At 66.4% G+C, this 19,437-nt stretch carries 18 protein-coding genes; 8 read left to right on the top strand and 10 right to left on the bottom strand.

The features are described from left to right. Positions 1-9: 9 nt before the first annotated feature. On the bottom strand, positions 10-246 hold the full coding sequence (locus AAEM63_RS14425; protein WP_341358942.1) for a helix-turn-helix domain-containing protein: 237 nt from the start codon (positions 244-246) through the stop codon (positions 10-12). Between the two features lie 127 nt (positions 247-373). Between AAEM63_RS14425 and AAEM63_RS14420 the strand changes: the two genes are divergently transcribed. Further along, positions 374-988 (top strand): helix-turn-helix transcriptional regulator, encoded by a 615-nt coding sequence (locus tag AAEM63_RS14420; protein WP_341358941.1) that lies wholly within the window; start codon positions 374-376, stop codon positions 986-988. Here AAEM63_RS14420 and mobF read toward each other — a convergent pair. Beyond that, a complete protein-coding gene (gene mobF / locus AAEM63_RS14415) occupies positions 978-3,563 on the bottom strand; it encodes a MobF family relaxase (protein WP_341358940.1) in 2,586 nt (861 codons plus the stop codon). The genes AAEM63_RS14420 and mobF overlap by 11 nt on opposite strands. A 462-nt stretch (positions 3,564-4,025) precedes the next feature. On the opposite strand from mobF, the gene AAEM63_RS14410 reads away from it, so the two are divergent. After that, positions 4,026-4,766 carry a phage Gp37/Gp68 family protein gene (locus AAEM63_RS14410; protein WP_341358939.1) on the top strand — a complete coding sequence of 247 codons (741 nt, stop codon included), beginning with the start codon at positions 4,026-4,028 and terminating at the stop codon, positions 4,764-4,766. On the opposite strand, the gene AAEM63_RS14405 is transcribed toward AAEM63_RS14410, so the two are convergent. Then, positions 4,763-5,863, bottom strand: coding sequence for a three-Cys-motif partner protein TcmP (locus tag AAEM63_RS14405; RefSeq protein WP_341358938.1), 1,101 nt, complete (start codon positions 5,861-5,863; stop codon positions 4,763-4,765). The two genes, AAEM63_RS14410 and AAEM63_RS14405, sit on opposite strands and share 4 nt — an antisense overlap. Before the next feature lie 723 nt (positions 5,864-6,586). On the opposite strand from AAEM63_RS14405, the gene AAEM63_RS14400 reads away from it, so the two are divergent. The 3 genes from AAEM63_RS14400 to AAEM63_RS14390 all read left to right on the top strand — a co-directional run bounded on the left by AAEM63_RS14400 (position 6,587) and on the right by AAEM63_RS14390 (position 10,629). Further along, the gene (locus AAEM63_RS14400) at positions 6,587-8,128 is read left to right on the top strand and encodes a hypothetical protein (RefSeq protein WP_341358937.1); all 1,542 of its coding nucleotides are present in this window, start codon (positions 6,587-6,589) and stop codon (positions 8,126-8,128) included. A gap of 308 nt (positions 8,129-8,436) precedes the next feature. Next, on the top strand, positions 8,437-9,468 hold the full coding sequence (locus AAEM63_RS14395) for a DUF4238 domain-containing protein (protein WP_341358936.1): 1,032 nt from the start codon (positions 8,437-8,439) through the stop codon (positions 9,466-9,468). Between the two features lie 54 nt (positions 9,469-9,522). After that, positions 9,523-10,629 carry a hypothetical protein gene (locus tag AAEM63_RS14390; protein WP_341358935.1) on the top strand — a complete coding sequence of 369 codons (1,107 nt, stop codon included), beginning with the start codon at positions 9,523-9,525 and terminating at the stop codon, positions 10,627-10,629. 107 nt (positions 10,630-10,736) lie between these two features. On the opposite strand, the gene AAEM63_RS14385 is transcribed toward AAEM63_RS14390, so the two are convergent. The 4 genes from AAEM63_RS14385 to AAEM63_RS14370 all read right to left on the bottom strand — a co-directional run bounded on the left by AAEM63_RS14385 (position 10,737) and on the right by AAEM63_RS14370 (position 15,474). After that, positions 10,737-10,961, bottom strand: coding sequence for a hypothetical protein (locus AAEM63_RS14385; protein WP_341358934.1), 225 nt, complete (start codon positions 10,959-10,961; stop codon positions 10,737-10,739). Positions 10,962-11,149: 188 nt separating this feature from the next. Continuing rightward, the gene (locus AAEM63_RS14380; RefSeq protein WP_341358933.1) at positions 11,150-12,238 is read right to left on the bottom strand and encodes a PIN domain-containing protein; all 1,089 of its coding nucleotides are present in this window, start codon (positions 12,236-12,238) and stop codon (positions 11,150-11,152) included. Between the two features lie 671 nt (positions 12,239-12,909). Then, positions 12,910-14,424, bottom strand: a complete 1,515-nt coding sequence (locus AAEM63_RS14375; RefSeq protein WP_341358932.1) for a hypothetical protein — start codon at positions 14,422-14,424, stop codon at positions 12,910-12,912. Positions 14,425-14,916: 492 nt separating this feature from the next. Continuing rightward, positions 14,917-15,474: an integrase core domain-containing protein gene (locus tag AAEM63_RS14370; RefSeq protein ID WP_341358931.1), complete on the bottom strand. Its 558-nt coding sequence runs from the start codon at positions 15,472-15,474 to the stop codon at positions 14,917-14,919. Here AAEM63_RS14370 and AAEM63_RS14365 point away from each other — a divergent pair. Beyond that, a protein-coding gene (locus tag AAEM63_RS14365; RefSeq protein ID WP_341358930.1) for an IS3 family transposase occupies positions 15,465-16,630 on the top strand; the annotation gives its coding sequence in 2 pieces (ribosomal slippage) (positions 15,465-15,711 and positions 15,711-16,630; 1,167 coding nt in all). The genes AAEM63_RS14370 and AAEM63_RS14365 overlap by 10 nt on opposite strands. 35 nt (positions 16,631-16,665) lie before the next feature. Here AAEM63_RS14365 and AAEM63_RS14360 read toward each other — a convergent pair. The 3 genes from AAEM63_RS14360 to AAEM63_RS14350 all read right to left on the bottom strand — a co-directional run bounded on the left by AAEM63_RS14360 (position 16,666) and on the right by AAEM63_RS14350 (position 18,565). After that, positions 16,666-17,391, bottom strand: coding sequence for a helix-turn-helix domain-containing protein (locus AAEM63_RS14360; protein WP_341358929.1), 726 nt, complete (start codon positions 17,389-17,391; stop codon positions 16,666-16,668). A gap of 46 nt (positions 17,392-17,437) precedes the next feature. Further along, positions 17,438-17,854, bottom strand: coding sequence for an SRPBCC family protein (locus AAEM63_RS14355; RefSeq protein ID WP_341358928.1), 417 nt, complete (start codon positions 17,852-17,854; stop codon positions 17,438-17,440). Between the two features lie 123 nt (positions 17,855-17,977). Beyond that, entirely contained in the window at positions 17,978-18,565 is a 588-nt protein-coding gene (locus AAEM63_RS14350; RefSeq protein ID WP_341358927.1) for a GNAT family N-acetyltransferase, read from the bottom strand. Positions 18,566-18,832: 267 nt separating this feature from the next. Here AAEM63_RS14350 and AAEM63_RS14345 point away from each other — a divergent pair, with 267 nt between their 5' ends. Continuing rightward, complete coding sequence (locus tag AAEM63_RS14345) at positions 18,833-19,099, top strand: type II toxin-antitoxin system Phd/YefM family antitoxin (RefSeq protein WP_341358926.1); 267 nt, start codon at positions 18,833-18,835, stop codon at positions 19,097-19,099. Beyond that, complete coding sequence (locus tag AAEM63_RS14340) at positions 19,096-19,377, top strand: type II toxin-antitoxin system RelE/ParE family toxin (protein ID WP_341358925.1); 282 nt, start codon at positions 19,096-19,098, stop codon at positions 19,375-19,377. The genes AAEM63_RS14345 and AAEM63_RS14340 overlap by 4 nt, the downstream gene beginning before the upstream one ends. The last annotated feature ends 60 nt before the right edge of the window (positions 19,378-19,437 follow it).

Below are 19,437 nucleotides of genomic sequence, written 5' to 3'. Positions count from 1 at the left end.
CAAGCGGCGTCAGCGGTGGTTCTGTGGACGGCTGGCCTGCTCGGTGAGCCAACGGATGAGGTCGGCGCGCCAGTAGCGGACGTGGCGGCCGATCTTGAAGCTATGCGGTCCGGCGCCGAGGTGGCGCCAGTAGCGCAGAGTGCCCTCGGGGATGCGGAGGAAGGCACAGGCCTCCTGGAGGGTGAGCATCTCGTCGCCCGGGTTCTTGATGGGACGGTTCTCGAGGGGGTTCGGTGATGCGGTCATGGTCATTGCTCCTCGGTGAGTCACGGCCCGGCTGGGTCGCGGGGTCGGCGTCTCCGACCTCATCCATGAGGTGTGCATGGCGCGCCAATCGATGATCAGCGATCATTGAGGTGTGGAACCGAGGACGGTGATCGAGTCCGCCCGCAAAGATGCGGGGTTGTCGCAGCGCCGGCTGGCGGAACTGGCCAGGACCCAGCAGTCGTCGGTGTCCGAATACGAGTCGCGTCGCAAGTCACCGACGCTGGAGGTCGTCGAGCGGTTGCTCGGTGCGGCCGACGCAGACCTCGCGGTGAAGCGTCGGGTCAACTTCGTCTATGTGAAGGACTCAGAGCTAGGGTCGTTCCCGGTGCCGAACCGGCTGTGGCAGGTCCCGGTGCCGTTGTGCTTCTCCCGCGTCCAGGTCTTCCCGTTCATGGGATACGCGGACGGCAAGGAGATCTGGAACCTAGCGGATCCCGCGGACCGGATCGAGTTCTACGAACTGATGCTGTGCCGGGGTCTCGACGACATGCTTCTCGAGACGGTCGACGGCGCGCTCTTGGTCGAGGCCTGGCCGAGCATGCACCTTCCGGACTCAGTGCGTGCGGCGTGGCAGCCCTTGATCGACGCGGCGAAGGGTGGTGCCTCGCGGGAGGATCCGCCGCGCGACCCCGCCGGGATCAACGCGCGGATGGCGGCGGAGATCGGCATCGCCTGGCCGCGACGGGCCAAGGCACGCCGGCGCCGTCCGGTCAGAGCCTGAGGCTGCGGTCGCGTGCCGCCGCGACCGGCCGACGCCGGCGCTGCGGGCCGTAGCGGTCGATGGCGTCGCGTGCCCGGCGGCGCGCCACCGCGGGTCCGAGGTCGGCGCGGTCGCGACCGAAGATCTCGACCCACTGGCTGCGAGCGTCGTCGACGTTGTCGGCGACGAGGTGGGCGACGTTCGACTTCCCGCCACGGGTCATGGCGACGTACGCCGACGCGGCGCCGGTGTGTTCCCCGATGGCGACGTGGGCGTTCGCGACAGTGCTGCCCTGGGCGCCGTGGACGGTGGTGGCGTACGCGAGCTCGATGAACCGTGTCGCGTAGTCGGGTGGGATCTGTCGGTCCCGTCCCCGGCCGTGGAGGACGAGGCTGCCGTCCTTGCCGATTCTGGTGACCGTCCAGGTCTGGCGGTTGGCGACCTGCAGGTCGGGATCGTTGCGTCGGGTCGCGACTCGGTCCCCGACCGCGATCCGGTCGCCGCGGGCAGTGGTGATCCCCGCGCGCGTCTCGTGGCGGCGCTGGTGACGGATGGCCGCGTTGAGGTCCGTGACCTGGTCGCGGGTGTCGGCGATGACGAGATCCCCTCTGGCGCCGGCGTCGGCGAGGACAGCGGTCCGTTCGACGTCGGACGCGTGGATCACGACGTGACCGCGGCGGTGGAGGGCATCGAACACTTCGCCGGCGTCGTCGCCGTTGCGCATCCGCAGGCTCAATGCGGCGTAGTTGGGGTCGGTGAACCGGTGCACCGTCTCCAAGCTGACGACGGCGGTCGGGTGCGCCCAGGTCACCGCGTGGTCGAGGACGCCACCGCGCCCGACGGCGGGGAGCTGGTGTCGGTCGCCGACGAACGCCACCCGTGCGCCGGCCTCGTCGGCGATGGTGAGCAGTGCCCGGGCGGTGTCCTGGTCGACCATCCCGGCCTCGTCCACGAGCAGCAGGTCGCCGGGCCGGAGCCGGGCGCCGGGATAGGGGGTCCGGTTCGTCTGGCGGGCCCAATGGCCGTCGGCGTCCCAGCGCCATCCGTGTTGGTGGATCAGCCAGGCGGCGGAGTGGCCGTCGGCGCCGGTCTCGGCGGCGGCGACCTCGGCGGCCTTCAACGTCGGGGTCACGACGATGAGCCGATGCCCCCGCATGGACAGCAGCTCCCGAGTGAACCGAAGCGTGGTGGTCTTCCCGGCGCCAGCGGCGCCCTCGACCACTACAAGCGGTCCGTCGCCCGCCAGAGCACCGGCCACTGCGGCTTGGGCCGGGTCGATCCCGACCGGGCGGCGGCCGTCCAGGCGGAGCGTGCGGGCTGGCTGCACCGCCCGGCGCGCGATACGGGCGACGACGTCGGCCTCGACCTCGAGCACGTGCGGTGAGCTGAGCGACCGAATGTGCTCGGGCACATCGGCCCGGTCGAGCAACGGGACGCACCGGCTGGTGGCTCGGGCGGTGATGTCCTCGGCGAGCTCGGCCCGCGCGGCACGGTCGGCGAGAAGAGCAGTGCGTGCGAGGAGGACCTCGGTGGTCCCGCGGATGTCGCCGGTGTTCCATACGGACCGCTTCGCCCCGAGGATGGCGACGACGAGGTCGGCTGCGGCGTCGCGGTCGATCCAGCCGGGGCGCGTTCCTGTGAGCAGGAAGGGTCCGGTCGGGTCGCGGTAGCCGAGCTCGCGCAGCTCGCCGTTCCAGCGGTCCACGAGCTCCCGGCCGTCCTTCGGGACGACCTTGTCGGGGCGGGCTTCCGCCCACGCCCGGCGGTCCCACGCCTCGCGGAGCTTGGGGCCGGGCTCCTCGCCACGGTGCGCGCTGCGCCACGCGGCTTCGAAGCGGTCCACGTTCCGCCGGATCTGCGCGGTGCGGGCGCTGAATGCCCCGACGTACGGGACCAGCTGGCGAATCTCGTTCGTCTCGGTATCGAGCGCCAGCCCGTGCGCCGCCAGCACCGCCCTGAACTGTGGGTCGGTCGCGACGGCGGCGTGGCCGATGCCGTTGATCGCCTCGATGCTGTCGCGGATTCCGACGGAGTGAATTCCGCGCCAGGCGCCGGCCGCGTAGACGCGGGCGTTGATTTGGAGGTGAAGGTGGCGGTGCGGGTCGCCGGCACGGGAGGTGTAGTGCCGGATGACGGCGGCCTCGATCCGCTCGACCGGGACCTGCACCTGGCGACCACGCGGGCCGACTCGAGTCGTCGCGTGCTGGGCGACCCAGCCGACGATCTCGGCGGCGGCTCTGTCCTGGGCTTCGTCCAGCGCAGCCGAAACGTCCGGATGCAGCGCGGCCGCCAGCGACCAGGTCTTGGGGCCGTTGACGGTCACCTCGACGAACCGCAGCGCGTTCGCGTCGTTTCGCACCCAGCCCTTCGGGCGGCCGCTGTCGATGTCGATCCCGGCGACCCACTGCTCGTACGTCTCGCCGTCCATCGGACCCGCGTGGTCGACGCTGTCCGGCGTCGCGGTGAGTCGCTCAGCCACGCCGGTTCCCTCGCCGAGGTAGTAGTCATCAGCCCGGGACCGATCGCGCTCGACGTAGGCCCGGGCGGCCTTCGCCGCGCCGCGGTAGAACTTGACCCCGCCGTGCACCCGGACCACCACCTCCGCGCACGTCCGTCGACAACCAACGGACCGCTAGAAATGCGTCGTGGGCCGCCCGATCCCGGGCGGCCCACCTACGTCCTTCGTAGCATGCGTGCCGCTTGGTTGGGAGGGTGTGTGGACGGCCGGAAGCTAATCCGCGGGAGCAGATTCTTGGGGCCGTGGGGAGTCAACGGTTTCCAGTGAGAACTGGAGATCACGCAGGGGAGTCGGGCGAGGTTGGCAGACGCGGGAGGTGAACAGCTCTGTCGGTGAAGATGTCACGGCGAGCGTCCCGCTGGTGGTGGTCCTAACCGGGATGGCGTTGGGTGGCGCGGCGCACGCTCATGCCGATGAGTAAGCGTGTGACCCACTGGCCGGACAAACGGACGCGGAACCTTGACCCTCATTGCAGCATCTATCGAACGCCCGTTCGACTATGATGTCTTGATCGAGGCGGTAACGTCGGAAGGTGTGGCGATGAGCAGCAGGATCGAGTGGACTGAGGTCACATGGAACCCCGTTACGGGATGTGACCGCGTCTCGGCTGGGTGCGACAACTGCTATGCGTTGACACTCGCGAAGCGGCTCAAGGCGATGGGAGCCGAGAAGTACCAGAACGATGGCGATCCGCGGACGTCAGGTCCGGGTTTCGGTGTGGCAACGCACGCGGCCGCGTTGCAGCAGCCCTCCCGGTGGCGCGGCAACAAGGTTGTGTTCGTCAACTCGATGAGCGATCTCTTCCATGCCCGCGTCCCTGCGGCATTCGTCCGGGACGTCTTCGACGTGATCGGGGCGACGCCTCAGCACACGTATCAGGTGCTGACGAAGCGACCGCTTCGCGCGCTTCGCCTCGCTGACAAGCTGATCTGGCCCGGTAACCTTTGGCTTGGTGTGTCAGTTGAGTCGGAGGACGTCTTCCACCGCGTCGACCACCTCCGTCAGATCCCGGCCGCGATCCGGTTCCTCTCGTGCGAGCCCTTACTCGGGCCGCTCGACCGCATCAACTTGGCTGGCATCCAATGGGTCATCGCAGGCGGCGAGTCGGGCCACAATCACCGCCCTATGGAGCTCACGTGGGCTCGGGGAATCCGCGATGCCTGCACCGCCGCTGAGGTGCCGTTCTTCTTCAAGCAGTGGGGCGGCCGAACGCCCAAAGCCCTCGGTCGCGAGCTCGACGGGCGACTGTGGGAGGAGATGCCGGCCCGCTTGGTCGGCTAGAAGGCGATAGTCGTGCCCTCCGGGAAGCCGTGCCTTCCGGGCCGCTGTACTGTGATTTGACCCGCCTTCTCCATCTCGCGCAGCACCGCGGTTAGGTGCGGGGTTCGGTATGGGGTGTATAGCGTCACGTGCGTCTTGATGAGCGCGATTGCTGTTGGGCCTCTCGATTGGAAGTGCTCAACGAGGTGGTCCCTCAGCGGCTTGAGGTTGGCCTCGATCTGGAAGAGCACCTCCTGCCCGGCTAGGCGGTCGGAAAATCTGAACTCGCCTGCGGGGTTCACCTTCCACATGGCGTCCTTCATCAGTTCAACGCCCTTCTCGTGGCGCGTTGCGTGATAAAGGTAGTAGCTGACGTTGCCGCTCTCGTTCCTCATCTCAAACGACTGAACGTAGGGGAAGTCCGCGCAGATTTGAAGCTGGCGAGCGTAGGCGTCTCGCACGTGGGACAGCCGGGACCCGGCCCCGCTCCAGCCGGCGAGGATATCCTCGACGGTGCAGCCGAAGAGCGCCTCGATGTGGGGCTGTACCGACTCTTGCTCCAAGAACCGGTTCACGTTGTTCGCGGCAAAGTTGACGCACAGTTCGGCTCGCGGCCACGAGGTGAGGGCTGCAAGGGTGTGGATCGCAAGCCCGCCAAATCCGAACGGATCGACGAACGCAAATAGGGGCGCCATCTGGTGTCCACCCCCGCGAAGCTGCCGCACGATATCCTCCGCAACCTCTGCGAACTCCGCCTCAATTACCTCGGTCTTGACGTTGGGTGGCCACGGTTGATGTTCGCCCTTGAACTTTTCGATCTCCTCCCGCAGCGACGCCACGTTGCAAGGGTTCTTCTCGACGAAGACGAAGACGAACTGCCGATCGGCCAACCTCGGGAAGACTCTGTGCTCGAGCAGCTCCGTCAAGGCGATGATCGGCGATCCAGGGCTGCCGTCGTGATAGATGCCTCGACCGGCGAAGCCGTCAAGGAAGACGACCCTGCCAGCGGTCTGCCCGATAACGGCGTACCAGCCCCGTAAGTAGAGCCGCAGGATTGTGTGCTTCGCACGGGTGTGCTCCGGAATAACCCACTTCGTCGGGCTGCTGTCAGACGCCACCCTTGTTTCCCTCCTCCATGGACGTGCGGCTAGGCACCTCGTCAGCCCGCACGTGGCCTGCTTTCCTGGTTAGTCACCATGACCTTAATAGGGACTCTTGCGATGACATTGCGTATTGCGCGCTCTTTGTCCCGTGCCCTCTCGACGGAGCGCATAGCCGCGACGCCTCCAGCACCGTCCAGCCGCATCCCGAAAAGTCACTTCGAGCGCGATGTGTGGCTCGGCATCCGAGTAGAGCGGGTTCGAGCACCTCATCTCGACGGCAATCCGAACCCGGGCCCACTAGCCCCCGCCAAGGCATCGAATCTCTCACCTCGCGTTCGGTCCCCCCGCCCCGAACGATGGCCAGGCCGATTAGCTCAGGAGTTGGCAATCCATGCGACGCCCACCCAGCGGAGGTACCTTGACCTGCTGTCATAGCGCACCAACTCAAGCCGGCAACGACGTCCGACTCTGCCGCTCACCGTCAGGTCCCGGCGGCGGCATCGGTTCGGCTAGGACGTCGCGAACCGACCCAGAACGACTTCCGACGCGCGACCTTGGCCTGCGCCGCCCTGCGTCCTGACCCACCCTCTTGTCGGTATCGTCGATCCCGTCGGGCAGCGGGCCGTTCACCGGCCCCGGTGAGCTGCGCGGTCGCCGTCCCGTAGGTCCCACGCGTGAGCCCACTCGTCACCGGGGCGCCTGCCACAGTGGCCCCATCCACTTCACCGGAAGGTCCTGATGTCCGCCGACACCGCATCCCGACCGACCCGCGCCCTGCTGGACCTTCCCGCATGGGTTTGGGGAGGGCAGCCCGCCGGCCTGCTCGAGGGCGCGCGCCTGGACAGCCGCCGCTCCGGCGCCTCGTTCAGCGTGCGGACCATCGAACAGCACCTCAACCGGTCACGGCCTGAACTCATTGAGCACGACGTCGTCCTGACGGCCCGCGGTCCCGGCCCCGGGATGAACAAGTTGGAATCCCTCACCGACGAGATCGAGTCCGCCATCCACCGCTCCGCCGTAGAGCGCTATGGGCACCAGCTGACCCGCGAGCCCACCTCGATGCCCGACCAGATCCACCTCATGCAGGCCCGGCTCCTGGTAGCGCCCGCGGCGACCTTGGGCTCGGAGTGCTCCGCGGTGCTCAATGCGTTGCACGCGGTGACGTTCTCCGATAACGACTTCGAGCATCCGTTCTCCCGGGCTGAGGTGCACTCGGTACACCGCCACGGGGCGCTCTTGCTGCGCGTGAGCCTGCCTGCGCTGCTGCTGCGCCTGGAGCGCGACCCGGCGCTTGCCCGCGACGACGTGGCGCGAGCCCAGGAGTTGCAGTCGAGCGGGCGTGCGATCTTCGCCTCCTCCTCTCGCCTGCAGGACGCCGTGCGACTGATGGACGGGTACTTTGCCCCGCTGCTTGGCGCGCTGAGCCCAGCGGTGTGGGCGTTCTCCGCAGTGCGGACCCACGGCCTGGTGATGGTCACCTACGGGCGCCCGCTCGGCGGGACCGGTAACGGCGGCATCCCAGGAGACCTGCTACAGACCATCCCAACTACCGGCGCCGAGGTGCGTGACCGCGACCAAGTGCGCCCCTACGAGGCTTTCACCGAACCGTCCGCGCCCGGCGCCGCGATCGCGTGGTGGACGGCCCGGCTGGACGAGCTCTTCGGCGTCCTCAGCGACCCAGTCACCTTCACCAGCGCCGATGGCCGCTTCCAACCGACCGCGGCCCTGCAAGCGCTCCTGGGCGTCGAGCAAGTTTTCCGGCGCACCACGTCCGCGCTGCTGTCCCACCATGACACCCACGCGCGCCGCGCCGCGGCCCTGACCACCCTGGACACCCTTGCGACCCTCACCGGCAAGAACCTTGAGGTGCTGTTCGACCATGATCACGCGACCAAGACCCTCACCGGTCTCACCCAGAACGTCCCTACCGCAGCCCAGGAAATTCTCCTGCCGGCTGCGCACCGCTCCGTCACCGCGCTGGCCGGCATTCAGGATGGGTTCTTTATGCGCGATCCTGACGGGGCTATCACAATCGCTGGCAAGCCGCGCCGGCCATCCCACGCGGCCGCGCTGTACTTGGGGATGCTTCGCGACGCCACGCACGGTTTCTCAACCGTGCGTGGCAACGCCGCCCAGCGCGCAAAGAATGCCGACTTGCTCGCCGTGCACGATGGGCACATCCCCCACGACGTCGGTCTGCTCGCATGGCTTTACCTGCTCGAGCTGCTCGACCATCCCCGGCGGCTGCGAGAGGTCCTCACGCGCGACACCCGCCGCTAGCGGCCAAGCCTCCAATACCGCAGCGTTTGGGATGGGCCCGCCGGAATCGGTTGAGCGGCTTATCGCTGACATCGGCATCGACGAAGCAGCCGTCGACCGACCGCGCGGTGAGGGTCCGGGTGCCGCGCAGACATGCCGCTTCCGGCGCGACGGCAAGACCCCCCCATGCCGCAGGTCGACTTCATCCGATGCCGTCGCTGTCGGGAACCAGGGCAGGATTCCCGTTGTGGACCTAACCCGGGGCGTAACGGGAGGACGACTCAGGACCGATCTGGGAAAATTGTGCGGTGACGCCCCGTCATCACACCGTGCCGCAGTTCTACCTGCGCAACTTCGCCACCCGGGACGGCCAGGTCCTGCTCGTCGACCGCGACGTTCTCACTCGTGCCTTTGCGACGGCGGTGAGGAAGGCCTGCGCCGAAGTCGGGTTCTACCGGCTGAACCCCGACACCTTCGTGGTGGAAGACGAGAGCCAGCGTCCCGACCCCGAACTCGTCGAGCAGCACCTCAGCCAGTTCGAGCGGGCAGCGGCGCCCGCTGTGTACAAGCTCGTGAAGACTGGGCTCAACGACATCAATCAGGATGACTGGTACCACCTGATCAACTTCATCGCCCTGCAGAGCGTTCGAGGAAACAGATTCCGAGAGGACATTGAAGCGATTGGGACGCAGGCCCTTCGCACCTACCTGGGCGAGCACATTACCGACGAGCAGATCGGAAGCTGGCTTGAAGAGCGCGGCGACCCAGTGACGCCCGCGAGCATCAGCGGCTTCCGGGAAACACTTGTTGGACCGAAGCGTCCCCGCCTGATCCCACCCAAGGAGTACCTCATTCAGGAGAGCATCAAGCTGGCGCTGGGCCAACTCGGCGAGAGGCTCGCGGATGACATGAACTGGAGCATCATCGAAGCCGACCGGGCGTCGGTCCTCACTAGTGACGAGCCGGTGTGCTGGTGGGCACCGGGTGACGGCCCGGTCGGCTACGGGTCCGCGCGGGTAGTGTGGATGCCCGTGAGTCGCAGGCGGATCCTCCAACTGCGCGATAACACCGCTGACCCTGAGTCGCTCGGCCTCTCTGCCCCGAACACCCCGGCAGGACGCGACGCCCTCGTCCGCTTCGTGAACGCCCAGGTCGCGACCCAGTCTCATCGCTGGATTGTCCACCATCCCGACGACCGACCACTGGAGGACATTGTGGTGGGTGCGAGGACTGCCTGGAGCGACGAGCTGGTCTCGGTCGAAGAGGACGGCAGAACACGACGCGAGTTGTCGATTCACCGGCGCCTTCCCGTCTCCGGAGAGCCCGGAGTCGTCACCCCCAGGCGAACGCCTCGCGGGTGAGCTTCGCCCCGTCGCCGCAGGCCGAGGCTGGCTGCGCGGATCGAACAACCGGTCATGCCGCTGAGCAGCGGCGGCGGCGTTCCAGACACGGCCGTTGCACTCACCGACCTCGAGCCGGCCGGCGCTCCAGTTGAGAGGTGTGATGATTCGCCCGTGCGTCCTGATCCCGCAATCAACGCCTGGTTTATGCACCCCCGCATGCTCGACGCCTTGCTCTACGGGACCCGCCGCGCCCGGCTGCGGGCAGGCGCTCTGCAACGGGTACGCGGTGACATAGAAACGTACGCCCGCGACCTGGAGGACTGGCTCACAGAGCACGACGTTCCCCCTGTGCGCCGGGCGATCCTGGGAGGCGCCTGCCGCCCCGGCGAGCTTGTCACCGTTCAGATGTCCTGGCGTTGGAGCGACGTCGCGCGTGAACGGGCCCGCGCGCACGCTGGCCAGGAAGTCAGATCGACGTTCGAGGCGCAACTGCACAACGACAACGCCGAGGCCGTCGTTATTCACGGCAACTTCGACCCAGCCAAGCTGACCTGCAGCACTGCCAACGTCGAGCTCGCTGGTACCCGCGAGCAATGGATATTGGGCCAGGTCGCCACGATCGGCCGGCATAACGTCGAAATCCGGCCGCTCGCTATCGCCACGCTCCTGCTGGCGCCACCCCCGAGCCAGTGGGCGCCCGACTGGCAACGGATACACCCGCGCCACGTCGACCAGTGGGCGCAGGTCGACTGGGATCTGGACGTCTCCGAAGATCGTCTCGCTCGGCTGAAGACAGTCCCCGAGCGGCAGGTCAAGGAGGCCCTGGCCGCCCTGATCGGCGAGCCGGTCGTCCCGACCGACTGGGGTGGCGAAATTAACGACCTGTATACGAGCCGCCTGCTTGTGAACGGGCGCCAGCATTCCGCAGCCTTCTTGCTGAAGGGGCCTGCGCGGTTCTCGCCGATGAAGATCGGCCACCTAGGGAAGAACGGCGACCAGTTGACGCGCCTGGGCACCAGCCCCGCCGAGGTCCTCGTCCTGCAGCACTGCCACTACATCCGTCCGGAGGTCATCTCCTATCTCCAAGACGTGGCGAGCAACTTCCGAAACGTCCGCCGCTACCTCGTCCTCGACGGGCCGGACACCTACCGCCTTCTTTCCGGCTCAGGACATCTCTGAACTGGCGTTTGCCCGAGCGGCTCACGGACGTGTCGCTGTGGTATTGCACTGATGCACTCATCTGCCGCGTGCCGCGTCTTCAGCGGACACGCACCAAACACCGAGGACTACGGCGTCTGTGAAGGGGTTGCCAACTGCTCGATGAATCGTTCGAGTATTGGCTCGACGAGGCTCTCCTGCAGTGCCGCAGCCTTCTCCCTCACGTACCAGCCAGCGGCATCGTTGAACGTGCCGCTAGCCAAGAGGCCAAGCAAGACGATGACGCCCGCCCTGCGCACCCAGCGTCTCGGCAGCATCTCGCTGGCCAACTCGAGAACCTCGACTGAACGCATGCGCTGAGCGTGCCACTCGGCACTGACACGATCGATCGCTCGAGTTGGATGTACCCCGCGCCGTCCGATCTCAGCCGAGGGCAGGATGCGGGATCTGCCACAGTGCGCGCGGTCGATCGTGCCCAGTTCCGAGCGTTCGCCGTTGTGCCGATGTGGGGTCTCGGCTCAACAAAACGGCGTCTATCCGCTCAGCGAGAGCCGCTCGCCGGTCCGGGCTGGAGCACGATGCTGAGAACTTCGGGACTGTCTCCGCTCGTGTCGAGTTCTACGACGACCCGCACCGAGACGTCGCTGCTCGCCTCGAAGTAGTGGTCGTTGAGTACGCCCAAGAGACTCATGGTCTCACCTTCGTCGCTAAGCCAGTCCCCCTTGAAGACGACACCCTCAATGGAGATGAGCGCATCCGCCGTGGCAGTAACGGTACGGGTGGACCGGTCTTCGGCAAACTCGAACGCTGTGGTCTGGTCGATGTAGCTAATGGAGGCGCTCTCCATGTCGGGAATCTCGAACTGCACGAAATCTGGGTAGTCATAGTCGCCGCTGTTCACCAGCTGCAGCGAGATGTCTTCGCCCGCAAGTTCGTAGAGTGCATCAGTTGCCGCAGTCACAAGGGCGGCACGAGCGGCGGCTTCTCCCACCTCGGCGTTCGCGTTGAAGACGTTCTTTACGCTCCCCGCGCGCTTGCGATCGATGTGACGCCCGTCGAGGTCGTCGATCAGATCCTCATGCAGCGACTTCAAGTCGTCGGACAAGAACCCCTTGTCCGCTGTCGCGAGCAGCACCTTCTCGTAGTTTGCGTCCTGTTCTAGAACTGCAAGCACCGTCTCCCAGATCAGGGTGTCGCGGAAGCCGACCGATGCCGACTTCTGTCCCACTTCGACCTCCATGAAGGGACGTCGGCGTGCGAGATCTCGTTTGAGAATCTCTGTGGCGGCTACATCGGGCACAGGCGCGGTGACGACGTTGTCTAGCTGGAGCACGGCCTCGAACGCCGTATTCAGGTCGAGGTCAATCTTCTCGAAGCTTGCTTTCAGATGAGCAGCCGTTTGGGTCACCTCGACACCTGCCTTCTCCATGTCGGACACCCCGTTGGCGGCCTGCCGATGAGCCTTCTCGGCAGCCTCCCGACGTTGTCTTCGCAGCTCGTCGATCACGACCTGGGGGTACACGACTACGCATGAACCGTGCGCGGCCAGCTCCAGGAGCTTCTTCCCCGGCGCGCTGGCCAGCCACGGATCGCTGTAGACGGCGTTGGTGTCGAGCACGACGGCGAGCACGCACACCATCATGCCGTGCTATGGCCGTCGCCTCGGCGACGATGAACGGTTCAGCCTGGAAGGGCGTGCGCGGCGGGCAAACCCAAGATCAGCTTCCTGATGCCGGGCAACGCGAGGTCAGCAGGTCGTCAGGACTCGGCTAAGTGGGCGAGATCTTGTTCGCTCGCTCGTCCTGATCGCTGCTGCAAGCAACGGGAGTGCGGCCACCGAAGCCAATCCGTGCAGCTCGCCGCGGTTCGCGCAGGCGGACCGAAGCACCACTTAAGCCGACGGGCTCCCACGTGCAGGTTGTCTCCATGGGGAAGGCACCCTGCTGGGTGCTGCGCGTCACAAGTCGCTTCCCGGCGACCAACTCGACCCTCGCACGTACAAACAAGTCGACGTCGGCGCGGGAATCTCGATCCGAGAAGTCCCGGCGTACTCTCAAGCCAAAGAACTGGGTTCCCTCGGCTCCGGTCACGACCAGCGAGAAGCCCTTCGCAACTACCGGAACACGGCGCGTACGGCATTCATGAGGCGATCACCCGATCGGAGCGACGCTAGTCGCTTGGTATTTACCGCGATCTCCGCAAATCCCATTGAGTGCATTCCGACTGCGTCACGACGCCACGGCACGGTTGCACGCGTCCAGCGGCACGGCCCGACGTTGCGGGCCACCGACATCGTGTGGCTCAACTTGTCGGCCTGCTTCCAAGTCGGTCGATTGCTGGCCAGGTCGCCCATGCGTCCCAGCTCGCGTCGACGATGGGGTTCTTAACTGCATCCTTCGAGCGCGAGATGTTGGAGAGCGACCCGGATACCTTAAGGGGGCCGGTGTTCGGTGTTAGCGCTTCGAGAAGTTGCCTGCCGGCGTCGGGAGCGGTCCGGAGTTGGGCGGTCGCGTTCTCCAGTTCATGTGCCCATGCGATCGAGATGGGTAGCACGGCGCTCTCCAGGATGTCGTCACGGGCCGTCTCGCGCAGATAGTGCGGCTCGAGAGTGACGACTAGACCGAGAAGGGGACGGTCACGCGGAATGCCAGCGAAGGCAGGGTGGCGGCCCTTGATGAGGCCGGCGGTGCTCTCGAGCTGTTGTACGGCTTTTCCGATCTTCTTGTCCGCGTCATCAAACGCAGCAATTTCTCCGGTACGGCTACCGAAAAGCGGCCGAGCGCATTTCACTTCGACCAGGATGACGGCTTCGTCGGTGACGACGAACCAGTCACAGCTCAGCGCGTCGCCGGTCGGAGTGGAGTACTTGATCTCAGGCAGCACGATGGCAGCGGAGATGAGGTCGAGATTCTGGCCGACGTAATCCTCGAACGCCCCTCCAACCGCATCGGTGAAGGTAGTGCCCCAGGCCTCCTGACCGATGTACCAAAGGCCGGTGGAGCTGATCCGGTCTACGAGAAAATGCGGAATAGGCGCCACAAGGTCGTTGCCGAAAGTGATGAGGGGTCTGGCGGTGAGCGAGTTGAACGACCACTTCTCCCAGCCGGGCTTCTGCGCATCAGCACTGATCGCGTGGTGTTTCACGAATTCTTGTGCGAAGTGGTTATCAACGACGGTGAACACTTCGGCAGGACTGAGCGGTTCCCAGATGGGCCGAACGTCACTCCGCGCGAGGACATCTCGGGACACCTGGCCTTCGTTCTGCAGCATCGCGACGTACAGCCCGAAGCCAGTGCGCATGAAACCGTCCAAGTTGACTCCGAGCACATCCGCCCATGCAGCGCTGTCGGGCAGGTCGGGGTGCCTAGCGTGGGCATCGGCGAATAAGCTGTGCGCGCGAGCCAAGTTTTCCATCGCAGACCACTGTTGCCCGAACTGCTCGAAGGCGAACGGCGCCAACACCATCCCGAGACTCGTCGATGCTGCAGCCATGTGTTCCGGCGACCACACTCGGATCATCTCATCGCACAGTCGGCGAACTTGGTCCGGCCCAGGCGTGCGCGTACCGCGCCCCTTCTTTCGCCTCCGCGACCGTAAGCCGGCCGATATCGCGGTGGCCCGTGCTTCGGCAATCGCCGTGCGGGCAACCGCCGCGAACGCGAACGCCGTTTCGGGAATTTCGACAGACGCGCCGGCCATTTTTCGGTTCGCTTCACGTGCGGCCATTCGCGCGATCTCACGCAAGAGCTTCTCGTGGTCGTATTTCTGAATATGACGAGCAACTTCGCTATAGGTTGGGTCGGTCGGCACCGGCATAGGTCGAGATTATCGTACGGCCGAACCTAAGCCAGTCACCTTGCTCGTTTGACGGGGCACGGACCCGCCGCAACGTTATTCGGCAAGCTCACCGTCCAAGCCGGGGAGACTCGTTCTTCGTCGTGCCGGCGTGTGACGCTTGTTTACCCGCTCAGAGCGCAAGCCTCGACGACATCCGCTCAGGCCTTCCATCTTCTACGTCGCCTGTCCGGGGCGCGTCTTCGTAGTCGCAGTCTCAGCCTTGGGGAGGTTCTTGACCTACAGCCCCACCGTCCGAAGTCCTCTACCCGCTGGCCCCGATCGGGTCTCCATCGACGTCCGGACATGCCGCAGATGGCGTGCGCTCTATTGCGCCCAGAAGCGTGCGCGGTCACCGACCCTCGGCCACGGCCGCGAGTCGGTCCAGGGAGTTCTGAAGTTTCTCTGCCGTGGTTGCCCGAGCGCGTGAGATCCGGCTGTGTTATGTGTCAGGACATCGGTAACAGTTATGTGTCAGGACATCGGTGACAGTTTGGGCCTCTTGAGCTGGTAGCTGCGGTTGGGGTTGAGGGTGAACTCGGCGGCGAGGATGTTGCCGACGTAGAAGGTGAACTCGGCGCCGACCTGGACCACGACGGTGGGTTTGAGGGCGTAGCGCTTGCCCACGAAGAACCTGTGGCCGTCGATGGTGGTGAGGCCGTTGATCGAGACCTGGCGTCCCAGGATGCGCGTCGTGGCAGCCTCCGCGGCCGGTCCGGCGACCGGGCCGAGGATGTAGCGCTGGGCGGGGGTGAGCCCGCCCAGGACCCGGTTTTGCCGGTGGTTGTAGCCGTGCCGGTAGTCCTCCACCAGCGCTTGGAGGTGGGACGGGCTCGAGGGGAGAGGTCGGGCGCGCAACCACTTGCGGAAGCGTTGGTGGGCGCGTTCGTTCTTGCCCGCGGTCTGGGGATGGTTCTGCCGGGAGGCGATCTGGCGGACCCCGAGCGCGCGGGTGAGGTGAGGGATTGAATCTGGACCAGGACCCCCAAGGTAGAATCCTTGGGAGAATTGGAAGGGATTCGATGGCTCCACGAAAGTTCACTCCGGAGTTCAAGACCGAGGCGGTGCGCGCGGTCATTAGTTCCTCGCGGACGGTCGCCGACGTGGCGCGCGAGTTCGGCGTTGGCGCGGAGACGTTACGGAACTGGGTCAATGCGTATCGGCGCGAGCACGCCGGGGAGGAGCCGGAGGTGACCGAGTCGGAACGGAATGAACTGGCTCGGTTGCGTAAAGAGGTCCGTGACCTGAAAGCCGAGCGTGAGTTCCTGGGAAAAGCGGCGGCCTTCTTCGCGAAGGAGTACCGGTGAGCGCGAAGTTCGCGTTCATCTCCAGCGAGGAAGGCAACTACTCCGTGCGGAACATGTGCTCCTGGGCGCAGGTGTCCCGGGCCGGCTACTACGAGTGGAGGGACCGGGCACCGTCGGCCACCGCGCGGTGGCGGGCCGAGCTCGGCGAGGTCATCGAGCACCTCTTCGCCGATTCCGACGGCACCTACGGCTACCGCCGCATCGCCGCCGCGCTGGCCCGCACGGGCCGGTACTGCGACGAGCAGACTGTCCGGGCGATCATGGCCGAACGCGGCCTGGTGGCTTGTCAGCCGCGCGCTAAGGGACCGGTGACCACGATCGCCTCGGACGCCGGTGACCTGCCCGACTTGCTCGAGCGGGACTTCACCGCCACCGAGCCCGGGGCAAAGCTCGTCGGCGATATCACGTACATCCCCTCCTGGCAGGGCTGGGTGTACCTGGCCACCGTGCTCGACTGCTTCTCCAAGAAGGTCGTCGGCTACGCGCTGGCCGAGCACATGCGCACCGAGCTCGTCACCGACGCCTTGGGTATGGCGAACAGGAATGGTCATATCCGCCCCGGCGTGACCATCTTTCATTCCGACCGGGGCACGCAATACACGTCGGCGGCGTTCGCTGAGTTCACCGCCGCGGTCGGCGTGACCCGTTCGGTCGGGCGCACCGGCATTTGCTACGATAACGCCTGGGCCGAATCTTTCAACGCGACCCTGAAGGTCGAGCGAGTTCACCGTACCGCCTATCCCACCCGGGGTCACGCCGTCCGAGATATCACCCGGTACATTGAGCTGCGGTACAATCAAAAGCGGCTCCACTCGACCCTCGGGTATCGCACACCGAACGAGGTCGAGCACGCCTGGTACGAAACGCACAGAGCCGCCTGAAAAGAAGCAGCAATCAGCGGTCCGGATTCAATCCCTCAGTCCAGGGTGTTCTTCTCCATCTGGGAGACGAAGCCCATCCGGGAGCCGTTGAACGCCCGGGCGTTGTCGGTCAGGAGCTCCATCGGCAGTCCGTGCTCGGCGCTGGCCTTGACGAACGCCTCCCAGGCCGCCGCGCCGCTCTCGGAGGGGGCGACGTGCAGGGCGAGGTCCTTGCGGGAGCAGTCGTCACTGACGTGGATGACGACCACCTGCTGGCCGTCGCCGAGGGTGACGTCGAAGCCGTCCATCTGCCACAGGCTGTTGACCTTCTCGCGCTCGAAGCGCGTCCACGAGCTGCGCGGGCGCCGGGCCGGGACCAGTTCGCGCAGTCCGCGCACGGCCAGGACCCGGTTGATCGTGGCCTCCGACGGCACCGGCGACCCTGCCCCCTCGCGGGTCGGTCCTCGGTGCTCGGTCAGGTGGGTCCGGATCGCCCAGGCCCCGTAGTCGAACCCCGACGCCTTGAGCTCCGCGCGGGCCGCGACGATCGCGTCGGCATCCGCCGGCGTGGTCCTGCTCGGGCTCGTCCGCGGGCGACGCGAGTCCTGGGTGAACCCGGCCAGGCCCCGCTCGGCGTACCGGGCGGCGTACTTGTAGAACGTCTTGCGTGAGACGCCGAGCCGCCGGCACATCACGCTGACGTTGACCGGCTCGCCAGCCACATAGGCGAGCACCGCCGCCGCCAGCTCCGGATCGATCTCGCGGCCATCATCTCTGCCCATCCAGGCAGCATCACGGCCGCGCCACTGTCACCGATGTCCTGACACATCAAGTGTTACCGATGTCCTGACGCTCAACACGTGAGATCCGGCTGTCATCGGTCAACTGCGTCCAGTCGTAGGTATGGGTAACCCGCGTACTCGACGAGTCGATCGGCTCGAGTTCGCATCGCCACAGGTGGCCCGGCGGTTCCTGACCCGGCTCGGCAGGTCGCCAGGCGATGCGGACGCCCTCGTCGAACTCGACCACGTGGTTCTCCCGGACCTGCCCTCCGGTGAGGGTCATGGTGAAGACATCGCCGACAGCGCGGACTCGCTGACCGGTAGGCGCCTCAGACAGATTGTCATTGCCATCCCAGCGAGGCTGCAGAGACGGGTCAGCGATGAGCTCGAAGATCTGGCCGGCACCGGCCGAAATGTCGCGGCTGGCGCTGGCGAAGCGCAACTCCTGGTCCTGACTGGCCATCGCCCCATCGAAGCACAGGCGTCACAGCACTGGCGCCGACCGCGGGTCGCCTTGAACGCACTTGCCTGGGCGGATGCGCGCGGTGGCGGGAGCCGTCGTCTCCGCGTCAAGCGCTGGACTGGTCTAGTCGCGCGTGCTGGGTGCCACCTCGCGCACCATCACGCAGTTGACCTGGCCCTTGGGCCGGTCGTAGGTGAAGCCCTCGCGCTCGTACATGGTGCGAGTGCCGTTGTAGAGGAATGACGAGTTCTTCTTCCGGACCCCGCCGGTGTCGTGCGGGTAGCCCTCGACCAGGCCGCCGCCGGCCTGCGCGATCAGCTCGACGGCTCCGCGCAGGGCGAGTGCCGCCAGGCCCTGCCCGCGCCGGCCGCGCTCGACCTGGATGCAGGTGACGCGGTAGTCGGGCAAGCGCTCGGCAGTGGCGATGTACTCCTTGCGGTGTTGGATGCTGGGCAACTCCTCGGGTGATCCGTACTGCGCCCAGGCGACGGCCCGCTCACCGTCGTAGACCAGCGCCGCGTGCGCGAGCCCCTCGGCCACCAGCCGTTGCTTCAGTGCCCGGTTCGCCTCGGCGCTCTGGCCCTTCTCGGCGCAGCCAGGATGGAACTTCGTGCACCAGCAGCTGGCGTACATCCCCCCGTTCCGCTCGAGGAGAGCGGCGAAGTCCTCGAACGTCGCCGGGCTGAGCGCCTTGATCGTGAGGTCAGGCATGCTGGCAACGTACTCCGCGCGGTCTTTCGAGAGCACCCTTGCCGCCGTATCGAGGGGTCCGCCTGGGTGGCCGATGAAGAGGGCTTCGCGGGCGGAGCGAGTTAGAGGTCAGAGGCGCTGGCATCCGCTCATGCCGCCCTTCGAAATCATGGATGGGCGCGGTCCCGTGGCAAGCGGCCCCGTCACCGAGCTTTGGTCTCCGGTGGGCGGACCCTGTTGCAGCCAAGCGGGTTGCCGTACAGCTTCTCGAGCGCCACAATTGTGGTCATGAGTATGGAGCCGCTTCGTGAGGTCCGTGACCACTTCAGTGACGTCGTGGACCGCGTCGAGCGCGAGCACGAGCGGGTGACCGTGACGCGTAACGGTCGTGCCGCTGCTGTCATCGTCAGCCCAGAGGATCTCGCCGAGCTCGAGGAGACCCTCGCGGTGCTCAGCGACCCGGAAGCCCTCGCGGACATCCGCGAGGCGGACCGCGCGTATGCCGCCGGTGACGTTGTGCGCGGCGTTGATGCTGTTCGTGCGTTGCGCCCGTGAGCGGGTCGGAACCCTATGAGCTGGTCCTGACTCCGCCGGCGATCCGTGCGATCCAATCCCGGTTGACCGAAGGCGTGGCGGCGGCCGTCGTCGAGTTCCTCACTGGCGCCCTGGTGGTCAACCCTCGCCGGGTCGGCAAACCGCTGCGCGGCGATCTGGCGGGCATCTACGCCGCGCGAAGGGGGACTTACCGGGTGCTCTACCGGATCAACGACGACCTGCGCGAGGCCGTCGTCCTACGCATCGAGCACCGCGCCGACGCGTACCGGCCTCAGTGATCGGATCTGCCGCGTTCGGTGCGCGCATGCCGCTGGTCGGTGCGTGTGGCCGGCGGTCGG

This window comes from Georgenia sp. M64 (assembly GCF_038049925.1).
GTDB lineage: Bacteria > Actinomycetota > Actinomycetes > Actinomycetales > Actinomycetaceae > Georgenia.
The sequence above is the reverse complement of the archived record's forward strand: the minus strand, read 5'-3'. Positions and strand labels throughout refer to the sequence as shown.

Bases quoted from the DNA above. Each gene is read 5' to 3' on its own strand.
- AAEM63_RS14425 (WP_341358942.1), bottom strand. From the start codon at position 246: ATGACCGCATCACCGAACCCCCTCGAGAACCGTCCCATCAAGAACCCG.
- AAEM63_RS14360 (WP_341358929.1), bottom strand. From the start codon at position 17,391: ATGGGCAGAGATGATGGCCGCGAGATCGATCCGGAGCTGGCGGCGGCG.
- AAEM63_RS14355 (WP_341358928.1), bottom strand. From the start codon at position 17,854: ATGGCCAGTCAGGACCAGGAGTTGCGCTTCGCCAGCGCCAGCCGCGAC.
- AAEM63_RS14350 (WP_341358927.1), bottom strand. From the start codon at position 18,565: ATGCCTGACCTCACGATCAAGGCGCTCAGCCCGGCGACGTTCGAGGAC.
- AAEM63_RS14375 (WP_341358932.1), bottom strand. From the start codon at position 14,424: ATGCCGGTGCCGACCGACCCAACCTATAGCGAAGTTGCTCGTCATATT.
- AAEM63_RS14390 (WP_341358935.1), top strand. From the start codon at position 9,523: ATGCCGCTGAGCAGCGGCGGCGGCGTTCCAGACACGGCCGTTGCACTC.
- AAEM63_RS14410 (WP_341358939.1), top strand. From the start codon at position 4,026: ATGAGCAGCAGGATCGAGTGGACTGAGGTCACATGGAACCCCGTTACG.
- AAEM63_RS14400 (WP_341358937.1), top strand. From the start codon at position 6,587: ATGTCCGCCGACACCGCATCCCGACCGACCCGCGCCCTGCTGGACCTT.
- AAEM63_RS14385 (WP_341358934.1), bottom strand. From the start codon at position 10,961: ATGCGTTCAGTCGAGGTTCTCGAGTTGGCCAGCGAGATGCTGCCGAGA.
- AAEM63_RS14345 (WP_341358926.1), top strand. From the start codon at position 18,833: ATGAGTATGGAGCCGCTTCGTGAGGTCCGTGACCACTTCAGTGACGTC.